Origin of the sequence: Thalassovita mediterranea (assembly GCA_019448215.1) — a bacterium.
Lineage (GTDB): Bacteria > Pseudomonadota > Alphaproteobacteria > Caulobacterales > Hyphomonadaceae > Henriciella.
Genome location: CP080408.1, coordinates 67,453 through 83,789, shown reverse-complemented (window position 1 = coordinate 83,789; position 16,337 = coordinate 67,453). Strand labels below are relative to the sequence as shown.

General features: G+C 60.4%; 15 protein-coding genes. 9 read left to right on the top strand and 6 right to left on the bottom strand.

Annotated elements, in window-relative coordinates:
• Positions 1-91 precede the first annotated feature (91 nt).
• Positions 92-826, top strand: coding sequence for a TlyA family RNA methyltransferase (locus tag KUV46_00440; protein ID QYJ00881.1), 735 nt, complete (start codon positions 92-94; stop codon positions 824-826).
• On the opposite strand, the gene KUV46_00435 is transcribed toward KUV46_00440, so the two are convergent.
• Entirely contained in the window at positions 823-1,689 is an 867-nt protein-coding gene (locus KUV46_00435; GenBank protein QYJ00880.1) for a MoxR family ATPase, read from the bottom strand. The two genes, KUV46_00440 and KUV46_00435, sit on opposite strands and share 4 nt — an antisense overlap.
• A 187-nt stretch (positions 1,690-1,876) precedes the next feature.
• Here KUV46_00435 and KUV46_00430 point away from each other — a divergent pair, with 187 nt between their 5' ends.
• Genes KUV46_00430 through KUV46_00420 form a run of 3 tightly spaced genes read left to right on the top strand, consistent with a single transcriptional unit; the run spans position 1,877 to position 3,231 of the window.
• Complete coding sequence (locus KUV46_00430) at positions 1,877-2,269, top strand: flagellar biosynthesis repressor FlbT (protein ID QYJ00879.1); 393 nt, start codon at positions 1,877-1,879, stop codon at positions 2,267-2,269.
• Positions 2,262-2,570, top strand: coding sequence for a hypothetical protein (locus tag KUV46_00425; protein QYJ00878.1), 309 nt, complete (start codon positions 2,262-2,264; stop codon positions 2,568-2,570). The genes KUV46_00430 and KUV46_00425 overlap by 8 nt, the downstream gene beginning before the upstream one ends.
• A 19-nt stretch (positions 2,571-2,589) precedes the next feature.
• Entirely contained in the window at positions 2,590-3,231 is a 642-nt protein-coding gene (locus KUV46_00420; protein ID QYJ00877.1) for a MarC family protein, read from the top strand.
• 29 nt (positions 3,232-3,260) lie between these two features.
• Here the strand turns inward: KUV46_00420 and KUV46_00415 are convergent, their stop codons facing one another.
• The gene (locus KUV46_00415; GenBank protein ID QYJ00876.1) at positions 3,261-4,577 is read right to left on the bottom strand and encodes a hypothetical protein; all 1,317 of its coding nucleotides are present in this window, start codon (positions 4,575-4,577) and stop codon (positions 3,261-3,263) included.
• Positions 4,578-4,814: 237 nt separating this feature from the next.
• On the opposite strand from KUV46_00415, the gene dksA reads away from it, so the two are divergent.
• A complete protein-coding gene (dksA, locus tag KUV46_00410) occupies positions 4,815-5,231 on the top strand; it encodes an RNA polymerase-binding protein DksA (protein QYJ00875.1) in 417 nt (138 codons plus the stop codon).
• 358 nt (positions 5,232-5,589) lie between these two features.
• Positions 5,590-6,573 (top strand): FliM/FliN family flagellar motor C-terminal domain-containing protein, encoded by a 984-nt coding sequence (locus KUV46_00405; GenBank protein QYJ00874.1) that lies wholly within the window; start codon positions 5,590-5,592, stop codon positions 6,571-6,573.
• Positions 6,574-6,605: 32 nt separating this feature from the next.
• On the opposite strand, the gene KUV46_00400 is transcribed toward KUV46_00405, so the two are convergent.
• Both KUV46_00400 and KUV46_00395 read right to left on the bottom strand, forming a co-directional pair.
• Complete coding sequence (locus tag KUV46_00400) at positions 6,606-7,487, bottom strand: hypothetical protein (protein QYJ00873.1); 882 nt, start codon at positions 7,485-7,487, stop codon at positions 6,606-6,608.
• A gap of 6 nt (positions 7,488-7,493) precedes the next feature.
• Positions 7,494-9,329: a L,D-transpeptidase family protein gene (locus tag KUV46_00395; GenBank protein ID QYJ00872.1), complete on the bottom strand. Its 1,836-nt coding sequence runs from the start codon at positions 9,327-9,329 to the stop codon at positions 7,494-7,496.
• Positions 9,330-9,626: 297 nt separating this feature from the next.
• Here KUV46_00395 and KUV46_00390 point away from each other — a divergent pair, with 297 nt between their 5' ends.
• Complete coding sequence (locus KUV46_00390) at positions 9,627-12,218, top strand: response regulator (GenBank protein QYJ00871.1); 2,592 nt, start codon at positions 9,627-9,629, stop codon at positions 12,216-12,218.
• A 3-nt stretch (positions 12,219-12,221) separates the two neighbouring features.
• Here KUV46_00390 and KUV46_00385 read toward each other — a convergent pair whose 3' ends face one another.
• Both KUV46_00385 and KUV46_00380 read right to left on the bottom strand, forming a co-directional pair.
• Positions 12,222-13,109 carry a class I SAM-dependent methyltransferase gene (locus KUV46_00385; GenBank protein QYJ00870.1) on the bottom strand — a complete coding sequence of 296 codons (888 nt, stop codon included), beginning with the start codon at positions 13,107-13,109 and terminating at the stop codon, positions 12,222-12,224.
• Positions 13,106-13,918 (bottom strand): RNA methyltransferase, encoded by an 813-nt coding sequence (locus tag KUV46_00380; GenBank protein QYJ00869.1) that lies wholly within the window; start codon positions 13,916-13,918, stop codon positions 13,106-13,108. The genes KUV46_00385 and KUV46_00380 overlap by 4 nt, the downstream gene beginning before the upstream one ends.
• A 180-nt stretch (positions 13,919-14,098) precedes the next feature.
• Between KUV46_00380 and KUV46_00375 the strand changes: the two genes are divergently transcribed.
• A complete protein-coding gene (locus tag KUV46_00375) occupies positions 14,099-15,379 on the top strand; it encodes a hypothetical protein (GenBank protein QYJ00868.1) in 1,281 nt (426 codons plus the stop codon).
• A gap of 81 nt (positions 15,380-15,460) precedes the next feature.
• Entirely contained in the window at positions 15,461-16,276 is an 816-nt protein-coding gene (locus KUV46_00370) for a M48 family metallopeptidase (protein ID QYJ00867.1), read from the top strand.
• Positions 16,277-16,337 lie beyond the last annotated feature (61 nt).

Sequence of the window (16,337 nt, the reverse complement as noted above, 5' to 3'; positions counted from 1 at the left end):
GGAAAATCTCCTTGGTAATCGGATCCGGACCTTGCAAGCAGGTCATTCAGTGCAACACCTAGATGAAACTTGCGTTCCGGCGAGGATGGCAATGGTAAATCGTGATCGGGCAGACCGGGCGCTTGTGGAACTTGGACATTTTGAGAGCCGTGCGGCGGCGCAGGCCGCGATCGCTGCCGGGCGGGTCATGGTGAATGGCAAACCGCTGACGAAGCCATCGCAACAGATCGCGGCTGCGGACCGCATCGAGGCGGAGCCGGCCCACCCTTATGTGTCGCGCGGTGGCTTGAAGCTCGCGCATGCGCTGGACGAGTTCGCGGTGGACCCTGCCGGTCGTCATTGTCTTGATGTCGGGGCTTCGACGGGCGGGTTCACCGATGTGTTGTTGCAACGCGGCGCTGCGGGCGTTGTCGCGGTCGATGTCGGGCGCGGCCAGCTTCATGAGAAGATTGCGAGCGATGGACGTGTCACTGCCTATGAAGCGACGGATGCGCGGTCGCTGACAGAAGACATGATCGGCGAGGCGCCATCACTGATCGTCTGCGATGCGAGCTTTATCTCTCTGGCCAAGCTTCTTGAGGTGCCGCTCTCACTGGCGGCGCAAGGCGCGGAGCTGGTGACGCTGTTCAAGCCACAATTCGAGGTCGGGCGTGAGTTCGTTGGCAAGGGCGGCCTGGTCACTGATGGTGCAGCCGTCGAGCGCGCCGAGGCTGCCTTCTGCGACTGGCTGGCGGATATGAATTGGGCTGTCAGCGCAAAAACGGACAGCCCAATCCTTGGCGGCGATGGCAATGCCGAACGCCTCATCCATGCTGTGAAAGCCTAGCCCGCAGGGCCGCGGCGGCCACCGCTTTCGCGGCGTGACAGGAACGCCAGACGCTCAAACAAGGCAACATCCTGCTCGTTCTTGAGAAGTGCGCCGTGCAGTGGCGGTGTCAGTTTGTCAGGGTCCTGTTCCTTGAGGGTCTCAAGGTCGATGTCCTCGTTCATCAGAAGCTTCAGCCAGTCGAGCAGTTCGCTGGTCGATGGCTTCTTCTTCATGCCCGGGACTTCGCGCATGGAGTAGAAAGTGGTGAGCGCTTCGGCGACCAGCTTCTGCTTGATACCAGGATAGTGGACGTCGATGATGTCTTTCATCGTCTGCTCGTCCGGGAACTTGATGAAGTGGAAGAAGCAACGGCGCAGGAACGCGTCCGGAAGCTCTTTCTCATTGTTCGAGGTGATGATGACGAGTGGGCGCTGCTTCGCCTTGATCGTCTGGTCGGTTTCGTAAACATAGAATTCCATGCGATCGAGCTCCTGCAGGAGGTCGTTCGGGAATTCGATGTCAGCCTTGTCGATTTCGTCGATCAGCAGGATCGGGCGTTCGTCGGAGGTGAAAGCCTCCCAGAGCTTGCCCTTCTTGATGTAGTTGGAGATGTCCTTGGCGCGTTCCTCGCCCATCTGGCCGTCGCGCAGCCGGGACACGGCGTCGTATTCGTAAAGGCCTTGCTGAGCCTTCGTGGACGATTTGATGTGCCATTCGATCAGCGGCACGCCGAGCGCCTTCGCGACTTCGATTGCGAGGACGGTCTTGCCTGTGCCCGGCTCACCCTTGACCAGCAGCGGGCGCTGAAGGGCGATGGCCGCATTCACGGCGACGCGCAGGTCTTCGGTTGCAACGTAATTCTCAGTGCCTTCAAAACGCATGCTGTTCTCCCAAAACTTTTCAGAACAGATGATAAGGACGCAAGTGCGAAGGGCAACCTGTTGCGCGCGCCTATCTTGGCGTCAATCGCGGCATTTTCGCCACGGATGCTGTTTTAATCGATGTTAACCTTACAACTTGTATTGAATTTGCATTATCCCAGTAAGGATTCGGGGGAGAGCGAGCACAATGCCGCTAAAACTATCATTGAAACCGGGCGAGGCCGTCGTCGTCAACGAAGCTGTTATCCGCAACGGAGAGCGTCGCGGGACCATGCTGCTTGAGACCAAGGCGCGAATATTGCGCGAACGCGACGTGATGTTTCCCGAAGACATCTCGACGCCTCAGGACGCGGCCTATTTCAGCCTCATGCAGATGTATATTGTCGGGGAGACGAGCGGAAAGCTTTATGACAGCGCTGTCTCTGCGCTGGCTGACTGGATAGACAAAAGCCAGTCGCAACAGGAACGCGACGATATCCTCCATATCGCCGAACTGGTCGCATCCGGCGACCTCTACAAGGCGCTCGGCACTTGCCGCAAACTTCTCAAGTCCGACCTGGAAGAGGCGGAATATGCCTGAAAGCCGTGCGATCATGACTGAGTCCAGGATTGAACCAACCGTTCTGACTGACCTTGCCGAGGCAATTGAAGTGCTCGAGCGGGGCGGCGTGTCAGCGCCTGTATCTATCCAGCTTGAAAGCGATGTCGTTCTCGAAGCCGAGGCAGATGAGGATATTCCCGGCCTCCTGCAGCGTGCGCGGGGCCTGCGATTAATCTCCATGATCGCGGCTGGAGAGAGCGTCGAGCGCCCGTCAAGCATGCGTCAGGACAGGCCTGCCTTGCACGCGCGGGTCAAGGAGATACTGGACGCGCTGAAATAGGACGATTAAGGCGCGCCTCATGACCGGCGATCTTGTCTCTGTATTCACAGCGTCCTTTGTGACGTTCTTTGTTCTCATCGATGCGCTTGGCGTCGCGCCCGTATTTGCGTCGCTGACGGCGAAGGGCGATGCCCGCTATCGGCGAAACATGGCATGGCGCTCCATTCTGGTGGCAACGCTTATCATTTTTGGCTTTGCCTTCTTTGGTACGTGGCTGCTGCGTCAGCTTCACATCACGATCGACGCCTTTCGGGCCGCAGGCGGTGCGCTGCTCTTCCTCATCGCACTCGATATGGTTTTCGAGAAGCGCACAGAACGGCGCGAGTCCCGCGCCGACGAATATCTCGAAGAGCATGAAGAGCCGGACGATGTATCGGTCTTTCCGATCGGTATTCCGATGCTGGCAGGTCCAGGCTCCATCGCAACCGCGATGCTGTTCATGTCCGAGGCGGCCAACTGGATGACGCAAGCCGCGGTTCTGGCGGCGATTGGCCTTAACATGCTGCTCTGCCTGATCGTCTTCCTGATTGCCGGGCCGCTAGTGAAGGCAATGGGCGACAGCGTCGCTGGGGCGATCACACGCATTTTCGGGGTGATCCTGGCCGCTCTGTCGGTTCAGCTGCTCATCGATGGGCTACAGGGCGCATTCGCTTCGGTCTGACCTCGCCCGGCCGATGGCCAGCGGCAACCTCACTGCCATCTGGCATTCTGCATCTTCTGGAAAGCCGAAACGGTCGACCAGACGAGCGCGGCGAAGATGGCAAGCAGTCCCAGTATCTGAAACACGAGCGCAGTGGACCAGCGGATGCCGGTCTGGGCAAGATCGGTCACACGCGGGCCGATCGCCTTGGCGAGGGCAACGGCCCTGTCACTGCCTGACTGGGCGACGACTTCCAGCTTGCGGATATCTTCTGGCGACCTGGCCAGTTCGATCAGCGTGACCGCGCCAGCGGGGGTTGTCTCAGCAGCAATGTGCGCGATCGATGCGAGGTCACGGCGCAGGCGAAGCAGGCCTTCAGCGTTGAGAGACTGCTCGTAGGCGCCGAGGACCTGACTTTGACGTACGCGTGGCGGGACGACGGCGCTCACGACGCCCGAAAGGCGCCTTAGTAGCTCCTCTTCTGGAAGCGCAAGATCCACCCGTTCATTGAGATAGGCCACGTAAGCCGGATCAAGGCGGTCGGCCCGTTCTGCCGCGCGCAGCACCGAGACGGCCGTCAGGAGTGCGGGATCTGCATCGCCGCTCGCGACTTCGATCAGGCCGATGGCGCTGAGACGAAGCTGAACGGTGTCAGTGCTCTCACCGTTTACCCATTGCTGGGAGCGGCGCACGAGATCGGCGCGGTTGCCGATCATCGAGAAGACGGGTGAGGCGGAGTCCAGTGATGGTTCAGCTGCTGCAGCTTCTTGCGTGTCATCGGAGACGTCTTCCGCCAATGCGTCGGCTGGTGGCTCGCCGGCATCGGCCTCAGCGGTGTCCGTATCGGGAACGGGGGCGAGTGCAGCCTCACTCGTGGCTTCGTTCTGCTCCGAATATAAAGTGCCGGGGCGTTCGACGGCGCGCTGATAGTCGGCGCGCACTTCGTTCGGCAGGAAAAGCAGGCCTGCGCGGGTCAGGCGTTCATCCTCGGTGCCGGATTCTTCCGCGTTGACGGCGGCGAGCAGGGCACGCCGATCATTCCGGCTGAGCATGGCGGGCGCCGCCAGCAGGTAACCGCGCGCAGCCGATAAGTCGCGTTGTGCAAGCTCATTGGCGATCTGCTCTGCCCAATAGGCGCGGGAGGGAACGCCGTCGGGAACGATGGTCTCAAATGCCTGATCGATCTCTCGGCGCGTTTCATCGCGTGCCTCAGCGTCGATGCTGCCATCGAGGCTCTGTGTGGAGTAGGCGCTGACCAGGACACGGACCGCAAGGACTGCGAGAATCAGAAGCAGGCTGTTGAAGACCAGCGCATGACGCCAGCTGCCCTTCTCCTCCAATTCCCTGCGCCTGTGGTAGCGGGCCATATACAAGACCTGATGTTCAATCTGGTTTGGTTGCGAGCCGCGCACGGCTGCGAGAGCTATAGGGCACAGGCTTCGCCGTGTCCGCAAGTGCGTACAGCTAATCGGGGGACTGGCGCAAAGCTTGCAGAATTCAGGGCAGGTTCATGTGAGGGTGATTAATTTAAACCTAATGCATTGGCCAATTGCGCAGACCGGCGACACGCTATATAGGCCGCGCCAGTGGGAGGTATGGAGACCATGGCTGACACAAAGCTGAATGACTATATCCCGTCCGACGACGAGGAGTTCATGAACCCTCGTCAGCAGGCTTACTTCCGTATGCGCCTGGAGCAGTGGAAGAGCGACATTCTCGATGGCACCAAGTCCACGATCAACAATCTGCAGGAAGACTCGAGCAATCTTCCCGATATCGTGGACCGCGCATCATCTGAAAGCGACAAGGCACTGGAGCTTCGCACCCGTGACCGTCAACGCAAACTGATCTCAAAGATCGACGCAGCGCTGCGCCGTATCGATGAAGGCACTTATGGTTATTGCGATGAGACAGGCGAGCCGATCAGCTTGCGCCGTCTGGAAGCGCGTCCGACTGCGACGCTGAGCCTGGAAGCGCAGGAACGCCACGAGCGCAAGGAGCGCACGGTCCGCGACGACTGATTGCTTTTGCTGACACCGAAATTGAAAACGGCAGAGCCTTTGTAGGCCCTGCCGTTTTTTTATCACCCAACGCCCGGCGGTTTGTTTTCAGTGCCGGTCCGTTGAGGCTGAAAGTGACACGGGAATCCGAATCAAAAATTACCGCAAGATTTCGGTCAGCTTAATTCCGCCTGCAGTTCGTTAACGCTGCGGGGTGCGGAAATTTACCTTTGTTGACGGAAAACTGCCTTCAGAGCTGATTCCAGCGCAGGCGGACTCGAAAATACTAACGCTTCATTAACCAGCGCAGCCCAGTCTGCGGAGTTGGAGAGCCGGGGTTCCAATGCGCGATACAGAAAGTACCGAAGAGGACTGGTCCATGTCAGAAAGACGTGAGCGGGCAGTGATGCGCGATGTGCCGAATGTGAGCGCGCCTCCAGTGCTGCCAGAAGCGAATGATTTCAAGCTTCCGACAGCCCGCGGCATACTTTCGAAAGAAGAAATCCAGGCGCTGCTTCGTCCCGATCTGCCAAAAATAAATGATGCGGGCGAGCGAACGCAGCCCTTTGGGCGCGACCTGGACACCAGTGACGAGGCTGACGAAGCTGCGCGAGAAGGCCGCAAAGTAGCGGCGCGCCTTTCGCGGGCCTTTGGAGAGCATGCCGGACTCAAGGCAGCGGTTACGCTGGCAGAGGCTACTTCATTCGAGGACGCTGGTGAGCTGCGCGCGCACGCTGAGGAGTCGGGCACGAACGCATTTGCGGTCTTCGCGAATGATGAAGGCGACGCAACGCACATCATCTGTCTCAGCAATCATCTGAACGACCAGCTCATCGCAAATGCGTGCGGGGCACTGTCGCTCGCAGGATCAGCGGCCAAGGCACGCCATCTGAGCGTGATTGACTGTGCGCTTATCAGGCAATTCATGTCGCCTTTTGCCAGACTGTTAGGGCAGGGCCTGTCGCTTGTCGGGATCGAGACCAATCCCGTCTATGTGTCCTCGCTCATGGCTGGGGATACAGGGACGAGGTTCAGCTTCAATGTCGATGCTGCCGGGCGCAGAAGCGCCATATCGCTCTGGTCCGTGGATGCGGCTGACGCGCGTCGTGAGGCGAAAGCTCCGACGCGGCCTGTCGGCGAGGTGCAGGATGCCACGGCGCTTCTGACCGCTCGGATTGCAAGGCTGAGCGTTCCTGTCAGTCGCCTCGCTTCCCTGAAGCAGGGGGACACGCTTCTGCTTGGGCTGCCGGCTGACCAGCCCGTCGAGCTTTTGTCGGGCGGACGCGATGGCCGCGTCGCTTATGAGGGCGATCTGGGGCGCAAGGGCAATAACATGGCGGTGCGTATCAAGCAGTGCGCCTGACAGTGCCGCGCGCTTGAAGGTCGGGTCTGGGCCTATCTTCCCCAGCGCGCGGGACGTCCGCGGCCATCAACATGCAAAAACGGGCCGTGCACGGCATTCGCCTTGTAGCTGCCCAGCCCGCCGCGCGGCACACCTTCTGTGGCAGCGAACAGCTCTTGCGCATAATCATAGAGGAAGTCGGCGTCGGCCTTGTTTATGGCGCCATCCCGGTTGAGATCGTCCATCACACCGTCGCGGGGGGCGACGTCGACATAGATGTCGGTCGCGTCGCCATACATGTGGCGCGACAGCGTCGCTGACCCGATCGCCGTGTTGTAGAACGGAGAGCGGTATCCGCTCATCACGAAGAAGGTGTCGGCATCGGTGATGCCATCGCGGTTCAGCGCGTCCAGCAGGACTTCGAGACGTTCAAGATTGTCGCTGGAGATCAGCAGGTATTTCGGCCAATGGTCTGGCTGCTGATGGCAAAGAAACTGGCCAATCTTAAAGCTTGGCGAAACATTCACGTCGCCATAGCCTTCATCCAGCCGTATATACCCGCGCGGCGTGTTCTCGGGATAGGCGCCCATGCGAAAGCCGTTCAGGCGACCGTCACTGTCAACCCGGTCAGACGGCTCCAGCACAAAAAGCGAGACCTGGTATTTATCGTCACCATCGAGGCTGCGAAACTCCAGTGGGTAGGTACCCGGCGTTTCAGGGGCGGTGAAGGCATCGGCGGCCTCAATCCGCTCGCCGTCGAGATAGGCCGCCATTCCAGCGGGGACAGTCATCGACACGGTTTCCGAGGGCATGGCCATGTGGTGCCAGACCGGGTGAGGTATTTCCTCCCCGTCAAGCGACACCGGCACGGTCGAAACCGCACCGGTGAAAGCCATTGTCTTCAATATCGCTGCGCCTAGCAGGGTGTTTATCATGTAACCCTAGCCTCGTTCAGTTGCTTCGCCGGTTTGCGTATTGGCGGTCTGACCGATTGGCGACATTCTTTCAACCTGACGGATGCCTTCGGTGCGATCATAGATGTCGCGCCAGAAATTGACTGTGCCATCGTCATCAACGGTCACTGTCATGTAGGTAATGTGGATCGGCATGCGGCCCTGAAAATCGACGCGGGTATTGCGGGTGGTTGAGAGGGCGTCGCGAACTTCGCTGAGACGTTCATCGCCATCATAGCTTGCGACCCATTCTGCCATCTTCTCCGGCTGTTCGAGGCGGATGCAGCCTGAGCTGAATGCGCGTTCGGCGCGATCGAACAGGTGCGTGCTCGGCGTGCCGTGAAGGTAGATGGAATACTGGTTCGGGAAGATGATCTTCAGCTGACCGAGCGCATTACTGCTCCCGGGTTGCTGGACCAGACGGTAATTGCGGGCCGATGCGGGGTCGTTCCAGTCAACCGAATAGGCGCTGACTTCGGCGCCGCTCGAGCGGTCATAGATCTTGAAGTTGGCGCGCTGTGCGTAGGATGGGTCGCGGCGAAGCTTTGGGAGCTTGTCCTTTGCAACGATGCTCACAGGCGCATACCAGCGCGGATTGGCAACCGTGTACTCTACTTCGTCGTTGAAAGTTGGCGTTTCGCGGCTCTTCATGCCGACAACCGACTTCATCGAAATTTCGCGCGTCGCGCCATTCCATCCTTCGACGGTGTAGGAGGGGATGTTGGCCCAGATATAGTGCGCATCTGCGGGGCCCTGCGCACGCCAGCGCTCCATCGAGTCCGCAATGCGGGCGATCTTGGATTCAACGCTCTCATTCATGGCCGCGAGTGTCTTCGGACCGATAACGCCATCCGTTTCGAGGCCATGGCGCTGCTGGAAGGTCTCAACGGCCCGAACCAGATCTTCACTATATAGCGTCTCGTCGGTCACCATCTTGTCGTTTGTGGATGCAACGAGATTGGTGCGGCGATCGCCGCTTTCTTCGGGGTTGCGTTCCTGAACCGAAACAGTGTTCAGGCGCCCAGCGTCGGCGAGGAGCATGCGTTCACCGTCCTTCTCCGGCGCGTCGATATAGCCTTCGACGCTCAGACGCTGGCGGATTGCGGGGATGCGTGGATCGTTGTCACCAGCTTCGACGCTCTCGCCCTCTGGAATTGCGAGCCATCCGCCTGCATCGCGAATATCGCGATACTGGGCGAGTGCACCTTTGAGTGCGGCGTATTGCGGATAGCCCGACTCAAAATCCTGAAAGCTGAGCGTGCGTCCCTGGCCAGCTTCGAGAAGCTTTTTGGAGACGAGGGCCATGCTGGCCGATCCATTATCTGCCGTGGCTGCTTCACCTTCGTCACCCAGACCGCCGCTGATGGCAGAAGCGATGCGGAGCCAAGCCGCGGTCAGCGCAAGGTCAGCTTCGGCTTGAGCGGCCTTGTCACGCGCTGAAAAGCGCTGATCGATGAGCTGTTGCAGATCGCTGTGAAGGACCTCGTCACTGGCGAGGCCATGGTCAAACAGGTCACCTGCAACGTTCTGGAGGCTGGCAGCGCCTTGCTCGGTCCAGATTGGCTGGAACATTCTCTGGATGTAGGCGCGGCGGGCAACTTCGCTGACGCTCTTGTGCAGATCGTCGTTCAGTTCGGCCTCAAACCAGTCGCTCATGACGGCGGTTTCAATGGCATTGGGAAGCGGTGCCGAGACGGCGGCACCCGACATGGAGGCTTGCTCGGTCGCGCTCACGGCGCGGATCGCTGCTCCATCTCCGCCGAGCTGTGCAAGCGCGACTGGCGACGCCGAGGCAAGGATGATCGAGAGGAAGAGCGGTTTCATTTTCGGGTCCTGTATCGCTGTGACTGTTGCCAATCCAACGGAGGCAGCCGCGAGAGCGTTCCCGACAAAGTTTGGTGTAGACGGACGGAACCAAAGGCGCGTTTCTGCGTGTCAACCCCCGCAATTTGGCGGGCGGCTGATTGCCGATTAACCCCACTTTCGGAAACATTAACCATTCGCGTGGCAGCGTGCGCTGAGGATGTCGCCGCCCCTGACAGCGTGCACTGAGGGCGTTTGGCGTTATCATGCGATAATTCGAATCAGCGCGCCGTGTCCGCGTGCCCGGAGTTTAGCCCTATGTCCGATCAGCTGCCTGAGAACAAAGACCGCGATGAGCGGCAGCTACAAGATGCCGAGCAGGGTGCCGAGCGCTCGCGGGTAGACCTGCTGCAATTGCTGTTCTGGGGCTGTCTTCTGGCGGCCGTCGCCGCTGCAAGCGTCGCAATTGCGTGGCCGGAAGCGGTTGGCGGCATCGGGCCGATGCTGCTCATCTCAATGGCGGCCGGCTTCATCGTCTTCCTGCTCTGGATCCTGAAGGGCGCGGGGCGCAAGCTTGGCCTGTTTCCGCAACGGGGCGCAGCCGCAGATGCAGTCGATGCAGCGGGCCCGCGCTTTGGCTGGATCGAGGCGCTGGACGAAGCGGTGCTGGTTGCAGATGCAGGCGGCGCGCCGATTGCGGCGAACGAACACTACCGCGAGCTGTCGCGTAGGATACTCTCCAATCTCAAGGATACGGCAGCGCCTGTCTCCTTTGACCGCCTGTTCTCATCCATGCCGGGGCTGGCTGCGCCGGTCTTCCGGCTGTCGCGTGCTGCGCGCACCAGTGAGCCGCTGAGTGAAACGCTTCCTGCAATGACGGTTGGGCCGGAAGCCGAGACCGTGCAATACGAAGCCATGGTGGCTCCGTTGCCGCGTGGCCGCGTCATGTGGCGCCTGCGCGAAGTGAGTGCTGCGCCGCTGAGTGGTGCTGCTACTGATGGGCAGTCGCTTTATGTGGAAGACGCGCCTGTTGGCTTTTTTGCCGCGCGCCCCGATGGGCGCATCAGCTATGCAAATAAGTGGCTGCGTGACCTCATCGGCCTTCCGGAGACCGCGCGTAATGTGCGCCTTGATGACATCATGCGCCCCGAGTTCGTGCGCATGCTGGGGCGTGATCGCAAGAGCAAGATGCCGGCGCAAACGCGCATCATGATCCGGGGTAGGGACGGTGTGGAGCTGCCGATGCAGGCGCTGACATCATGGTCCGGCAAGGGCGTGAATGCGCAGGGGCGCACAATTCTGATGTCGGCCCAGCTTGCGCCCGCAGAACGTGAGGGCCGCTTCAGTGCGCCCGTGGCTGTGCGGCCGCCTTCGGCAGAGCCTGACCCTCTATTCAATGAAGCACCATTTGGCGTTGCCCGACTCGAAGGGGCCAGCGTCGAGAGCGCGCGCATCGTGGATGCCAACCGCGCGCTTCGCGAGCTCAGTGAAGCATCAGAAGCCGGCGGGGCATTTGCGGACATTTTCCTGAAGGAAGCCGATGAAGACAGCGATGAGATTGCTGCGAAACTGGCTGAGGCCGTCGACAAGCCGGTCGGCCTGAAGCTTCCGGGCGAGCCACCCCGTAATGTGAACGTCTTCGTGTCGCTGGATGCATCAGGACGCCCGTCGGTTGCCTACATCATCGACATTACCGAACAGAAGGATCTCGAGATCCGTCTGGCGCAGGGTGAGAAGATGCAGGCGATCGGTCAGCTTGCTGGCGGTGTCGCGCATGATTTCAACAATGTTCTTACCGGTATCATGCTCAACAATGATGAGCTGATGACCCGCCACCCGGTTGGCGACCCATCCTATGAAAACATCAAGAGCATCTACGAATTCTCTGTGCGGGCGAAGGACCTCGTCCGCATGCTGCTCGCCTATGCGCGTCAGCAGACCTTCAAGCGCGAGATCGTGAATGCGACAGATTTCCTGACGGAGTTCTCACGCCTGCTGCAGCAAATCCTTGATGAGCGTATCGACTTCAAGACCGTTCACGGGCGCAACCTGCCGTACATCAAGGCGGACATAAATCAGCTCGAAACGGCGATCATCAACCTCGTTACCAATGCGCGTGACGCCATGCTGCTGTCGGGCCGCACGGGCGGCTCGCTGACGATCCGCACGTCCGCAGCCACCGGCGCTGATGCCCATGAGAAGGGCTTCACATATGTTGATGATGGGGACTATCTGCTGATCGAAGTTGCGGACACCGGCTGCGGTATACCGACCGATATCCTCAACAAGATCTTCCAGCCTTTCTTCACGACCAAGGATGTTGGCGTTGGCACGGGCCTCGGCCTCGCGACCGTTTACGGCATCATCAAGCAGTCGGAGGGCTATATCTGTCCTATCTCCAAGGTCGGTGAGGGCACGACCTTCCAGATCTACCTGCCTGCGCTGAAGGAAGAGGACATACCGCAGCCTGCAGAGGATGCGCCTGTCGAGGCGACAGAAGAACCACGCCCGATGGATATCTCCGGCCGTGGCCGTATCCTTCTGGTCGAAGACGAGAAGGGCCTGCGCGATATTGCTGTCATGCATCTTATCTCGCGCGGCTACGAGGTGGAATCGGCAGCCGACGGTGAAGAGGCGCTGGAAATCCTTGAGGATGAGCCGGGCGCATTCGATCTGGTTATCTCCGACGTCGTCATGCCGGGTATGGATGGGCCGACGCTGATCCGTGAGGCGCAGGAATATCTCGGCGAGGCGCGCGTGATCTTCGTGTCGGGTTATGCCGATCCGAATATCGCCAAACAGCTCGACGATCGGGAAATCACCTTCCTCGCCAAGCCATTCAATGTTCGCCAGCTTGCCGAAAAGGTGAAGCAGCAACTGGGCGTGCGTAAGGAACGCGAGGCGGCCTAGAGCCTAGTCTGCGCGCCAGCGGGCGCAGATAGAGGTGGGCAGCATGCGGCCGGTTTTCTCTTCCGGCAGGGCCATCTCACCCATTTCGATGCGGCCGCCGAATCCTTTCATCCGGTCTCCCAGCGCCTGCGCCAGTGCAATATGCGACAGGCGGACGGCATAGGCGGTGAGGATGACGAAGAGCGGCTTCTGCACCAGCAAGCTCGCCACGCCATCGAGCAGGCCGGGCAGGTCCTCCTCGAAACGCCATGTTTCATTCTTGGTGCCGCGGCCAAATTTTGGCGGGTCCAGAATGATCGCATCGTACTGGTTGCCGCGGCGCTGTTCGCGGGCAACGAACTTCATCGCATCGTCTGCGATCCAGCGGATCGTGCGGTCATCCAGGCCAGAGAGGGACTGGGCGTCCTTGCCGAAGCCGTTCGACTTTGGGCTGGCGTCGAGGTGGACGACTTCCGCGCCAGCCTGCGCGCAGGCAAGCGACATGAGGCCGGTATAGCCAAAAAGGTTCAGCACTTTTGCCGGGCGGCCTGCCTTTTTGAGCTGTTCCTGCGCAAAGGCCCAGTGAACCGCGTGTTCCTGAAAGACCCCCATGTGACGGAAGGGTGTGAGGCGTGCTTCAAAGCGGATGCCGTTCCACTCCATCGGCCAGGTGTCAGGAGCCCTTGGATTGAGACGCCGCCATTCGCCGCGCTCATCGTCGCCCGCCTTGGCATCAAACCAGGCATCAGCTTTCCAGCTTTTGACGGGCTGGTTGGGTCGCCAGAAGGCCTGGGGGTCCGGACGGATGACGGTCTGGCTCCCGAAACGCTCCAGCTTCATGCCGTCGCCGCTGTCGAGAAGGGCGTAGTCTTTCCAGTTATCAGCGAGGAAAAGCGTCTGTTCGTACTTCATGCAAACCCCCGTTGGCGCCAGGCTTCGTACGTCATGATGGCGGTGGCCTGCGCGAGGTTGAGGCTGTCGGCGCCGCCGCGCATCGGGATGAGGCAGAGCGTATCACATTTCGCTTCGACTTCATCGGGAAGGCCCGCCTGCTCATTGCCCATCAGGATAATGCTTGGGCCTGTCATGTCAGCTTTCGTATGACGGACCGTTCCGTTCACGCTCGCAGCGAACATGGAGAGGCCTTCGCCGATGCGCCAGGTGTTGAAGTCGTCAAAGCTGCTGCGCGCGAACGGGATGTCGAAGATAGAGCCCATGGATGCACGCACAGCCTCTACGCTGTATGGGTCGCAGCACTGGCCGATGAGGAGAACGCCAGAGATGCCGGCGCAATCGGCTGTCCGCAGGATCGTGCCGAGATTGCCCGGGTCGCGGACCTCGTATAGCGCAATCCAGAGTGAAGATTTCGGTACGCTGAGGTCACCAAGCTTTGGGGCGGTCTGTCTGAACGCGCCGATGACCGCCTGTGGATTGTCCTTGCGGGCGATCTGCCCGGCGAGGCGGTCTGTGACCTGAACGGTGCGTGCGCCGGACTTAGAGGCGCGGGCGACAAGATCGCGTACAAAGGAGCGTTCTGCGCTAGAGGCCGAGACGACGAGGCTGTCGAGTTCCCATCCGGCGGAAAGACCCTGCTCAACGAGGCGTGCGCCCTCAGCAAGGAACAGGCCGGTTTCGGCCCGGCCCTTCTTGCGCTCGAGGCTGCGAAGGCTCTTGATGAGCGGGTTCGATGTGCTCGAAATGATCTCAGGAGGCGATGACATGCGCGGCGTGTAGCCTGATGGGCGGTGGAAGACAATTGACGCAGGCGTCAGGGTTCGGTCTGGTAGCAGAATCAAGACAGGAATGCCGACCGACCTGCGATGCCAGAGCAGCTGGCGCGTGGGACGGAGCGGCATAAACAAGCGTGCGATGTCGCGAACATCATCGCAGGGGAGCCCAGGATGGCTTTGGTTCATGAATATGTCTGGTACATTCTGCCTGGGGCCCTCGTCTTTGGTTTTATACTCGCCTGGATCCTGCGTGGCCTGAAGAAATCCCCGGCTGAACAGCGGGCAATTGTCGACCGCGATATTGCCCTGCTCGAGCTGCAGCAAACGAAGGATGAGCTCGACAGCCTGTTTGCGGCGCAGCGCAAGTTCAAGGCGGAAACAAAGGCTGCCGCCGATGCTGGCGCAGATCCGGCCCTGAGGGCGCAGGTCGAAAAGCTCCAGGCAGAGCTTGCTGCGGCTAGGGCAGGGCTGGAAGCGGCACCTAAGGCGCAGGCAGAAGCGGCCGCGCCGCCAGAGACGCTGAGCGCGCCAGCTCCGGCTGAGAGTGAGGGCCCCGCCGAGCAAAAGGCATCTGCGAAAGCAAGCGCGGAAGCCGAGATGCGCAACGCACTGATTGCGCGAAACGAGTATCTCGAGGCTCGCATGCACGACGTTGAGCTTCGCCTCCATCACATGGCGAAGGAGGTCTCTTCGGCGAAGGTGCAAGAGAGCCCCGCGGTCAACAGTTCGAAAGACGCATGGCTTGCGAATTATCTTGGACTTCGTGCGGAAGCACTTCAGGCCAAACTGCAGGAGACGCTCAACTCATCAGGCAAGGAGCCGGCCCCAGCTGATGTGCAGTCTGCGCCAGAGCTGTCGAAGGAAGAAGCTGAGGCGCGAGACGAGGAGATGGCGCGCCTGCGCTGGCGTAACCGTTATCTGGAGAGCCGGCTTGCCTATCTTGGCCAGCCTTCATCGCGGCCAGCGGCGCCAACTACACCTGCGACCGCTGCAGGGCAGGGCGCTGCCACGCCCGCGAAGCCCGCATCGACGACTGCTTCGGCGCCGCCACGCCCTGCGCAGCCTGCCCCTGGCCCTCGCCTTGCCGATACATCTCCTGACCGGCTTGCATCGCGCGGTCCGCGGTTCACGAGCCCATTTTCGGCATTGGCGAATTCGGCTCCGCCTAAAAAGCCTGCTCCGGCAGTTGCAGTGCCACCAAGTCGTCCGACGCCGATCAAGCCGCCTGCAAAGCAGACCGCCGATGGGCAGGCCGATGATCTGACCCGGATTTCGGGTCTTAGCTCGTCCATAGAGCTCAAGCTCAACGAGATCGGCATCTGGCACTATGCGCAGATCGCCAGCTGGACCGACCAGCATCTTGAATGGGTGGACCGCAGCTTCGGCCTGGACGGTCAGGCCAAACGGGAAGGCTGGGTCAGCCAGGCAAGGCAACTCATCGCATCGCCCTGAATTTCCTGAGTTGAATGAACGAACCGGTCATTTGCGAGTTTAGCCATTCAGGCTAATATCCACGCAAATGGGAGATACCGGATGGCAAACGACTACAAGGCTGAGGCCGTATCGCGCGGGTCGCGCAAGCAGGACAAGCTTCATCGGAAGCTATTTGCGGCGCTCGCCGGGTCTCTGACCCTTGCTGCAGCCGCCTGTAGCGTGAACCCGTATACGGGTGAGCAGCAGTTTGCCGCTTATGATGACGCCCAGCTCTCGCAGGCCTCTGCCCAAGCCTGGCAGCAACTCCAGTCCCAGACCCCAACCGTCAGCTCTGGCGCAGCCTATCAGCGCGTCCAGAATGTCTGGCGCCGTATCGCTGCGGCCTCTCCGAAGGCGGGTGAGCAGTGGGACGTGAAAGTGTTCAACTCGAATGAGGTGAACGCCTTCGTCATGCCGGGCAACCGTGTGGGCGTTTATACCGGCCTTCTGAACCTCGTTGAGAATGACGACCAGCTTGCCGCCGTGCTCGGCCATGAAGTCGCGCACGCGATCTATCGCCATGCGAACCAGCGCGCGACCCGCGCCGCAGCGGCCTCGACCGCGGTACAGCTTGGTGCAGCAGCCGTCGGCAGCAGCGGACTTGGCGTCGATCCAAACCAGGTGAATGCGCTGGGTAGTGTCGCCGCGAACCTTGGTGTCGTTCTGCCGTACAGCCGCAATGCCGAGCTCGAGGCCGATCTTGCGGGTGTCGATTACATGGTCCGGGCAGGGTATGACCCTCGCGCGGCGATCCGCCTCTGGGAAGTGATGCAGCAGAGCAATAGCCAGCGTACCGCAGACTTCCTGTCGACCCACCCGAACCCGGATGTACGACAGCAGCGCATCCGCGACTATATCCAGCAGAAGGGCTACTAGGCCTTTCTGTGAGGACCATAGCTGACCCGGCGGGCTTGACCTGCCGGGTCTTTTCGTGTGT

What these genes read in the sequence shown, in the direction of transcription:
- KUV46_00440 (QYJ00881.1), top strand. Translation starts at nt 92, where the DNA reads ATGGTAAATCGTGATCGGGCAGACCGGGCGCTTGTGGAACTTGGACAT.
- KUV46_00435 (QYJ00880.1), bottom strand. Translation starts at nt 1,689, where the DNA reads ATGCGTTTTGAAGGCACTGAGAATTACGTTGCAACCGAAGACCTGCGC.
- KUV46_00430 (QYJ00879.1), top strand. Translation starts at nt 1,877, where the DNA reads ATGCCGCTAAAACTATCATTGAAACCGGGCGAGGCCGTCGTCGTCAAC.
- KUV46_00425 (QYJ00878.1), top strand. Translation starts at nt 2,262, where the DNA reads ATGCCTGAAAGCCGTGCGATCATGACTGAGTCCAGGATTGAACCAACC.
- KUV46_00420 (QYJ00877.1), top strand. Translation starts at nt 2,590, where the DNA reads ATGACCGGCGATCTTGTCTCTGTATTCACAGCGTCCTTTGTGACGTTC.
- KUV46_00415 (QYJ00876.1), bottom strand. Translation starts at nt 4,577, where the DNA reads ATGGCCCGCTACCACAGGCGCAGGGAATTGGAGGAGAAGGGCAGCTGG.
- dksA (QYJ00875.1), top strand. Translation starts at nt 4,815, where the DNA reads ATGGCTGACACAAAGCTGAATGACTATATCCCGTCCGACGACGAGGAG.
- KUV46_00405 (QYJ00874.1), top strand. Translation starts at nt 5,590, where the DNA reads ATGTCAGAAAGACGTGAGCGGGCAGTGATGCGCGATGTGCCGAATGTG.
- KUV46_00400 (QYJ00873.1), bottom strand. Translation starts at nt 7,487, where the DNA reads ATGATAAACACCCTGCTAGGCGCAGCGATATTGAAGACAATGGCTTTC.
- KUV46_00395 (QYJ00872.1), bottom strand. Translation starts at nt 9,329, where the DNA reads ATGAAACCGCTCTTCCTCTCGATCATCCTTGCCTCGGCGTCGCCAGTC.
- KUV46_00390 (QYJ00871.1), top strand. Translation starts at nt 9,627, where the DNA reads ATGTCCGATCAGCTGCCTGAGAACAAAGACCGCGATGAGCGGCAGCTA.
- KUV46_00385 (QYJ00870.1), bottom strand. Translation starts at nt 13,109, where the DNA reads ATGAAGTACGAACAGACGCTTTTCCTCGCTGATAACTGGAAAGACTAC.
- KUV46_00380 (QYJ00869.1), bottom strand. Translation starts at nt 13,918, where the DNA reads ATGTCATCGCCTCCTGAGATCATTTCGAGCACATCGAACCCGCTCATC.
- KUV46_00375 (QYJ00868.1), top strand. Translation starts at nt 14,099, where the DNA reads ATGGCTTTGGTTCATGAATATGTCTGGTACATTCTGCCTGGGGCCCTC.
- KUV46_00370 (QYJ00867.1), top strand. Translation starts at nt 15,461, where the DNA reads ATGGCAAACGACTACAAGGCTGAGGCCGTATCGCGCGGGTCGCGCAAG.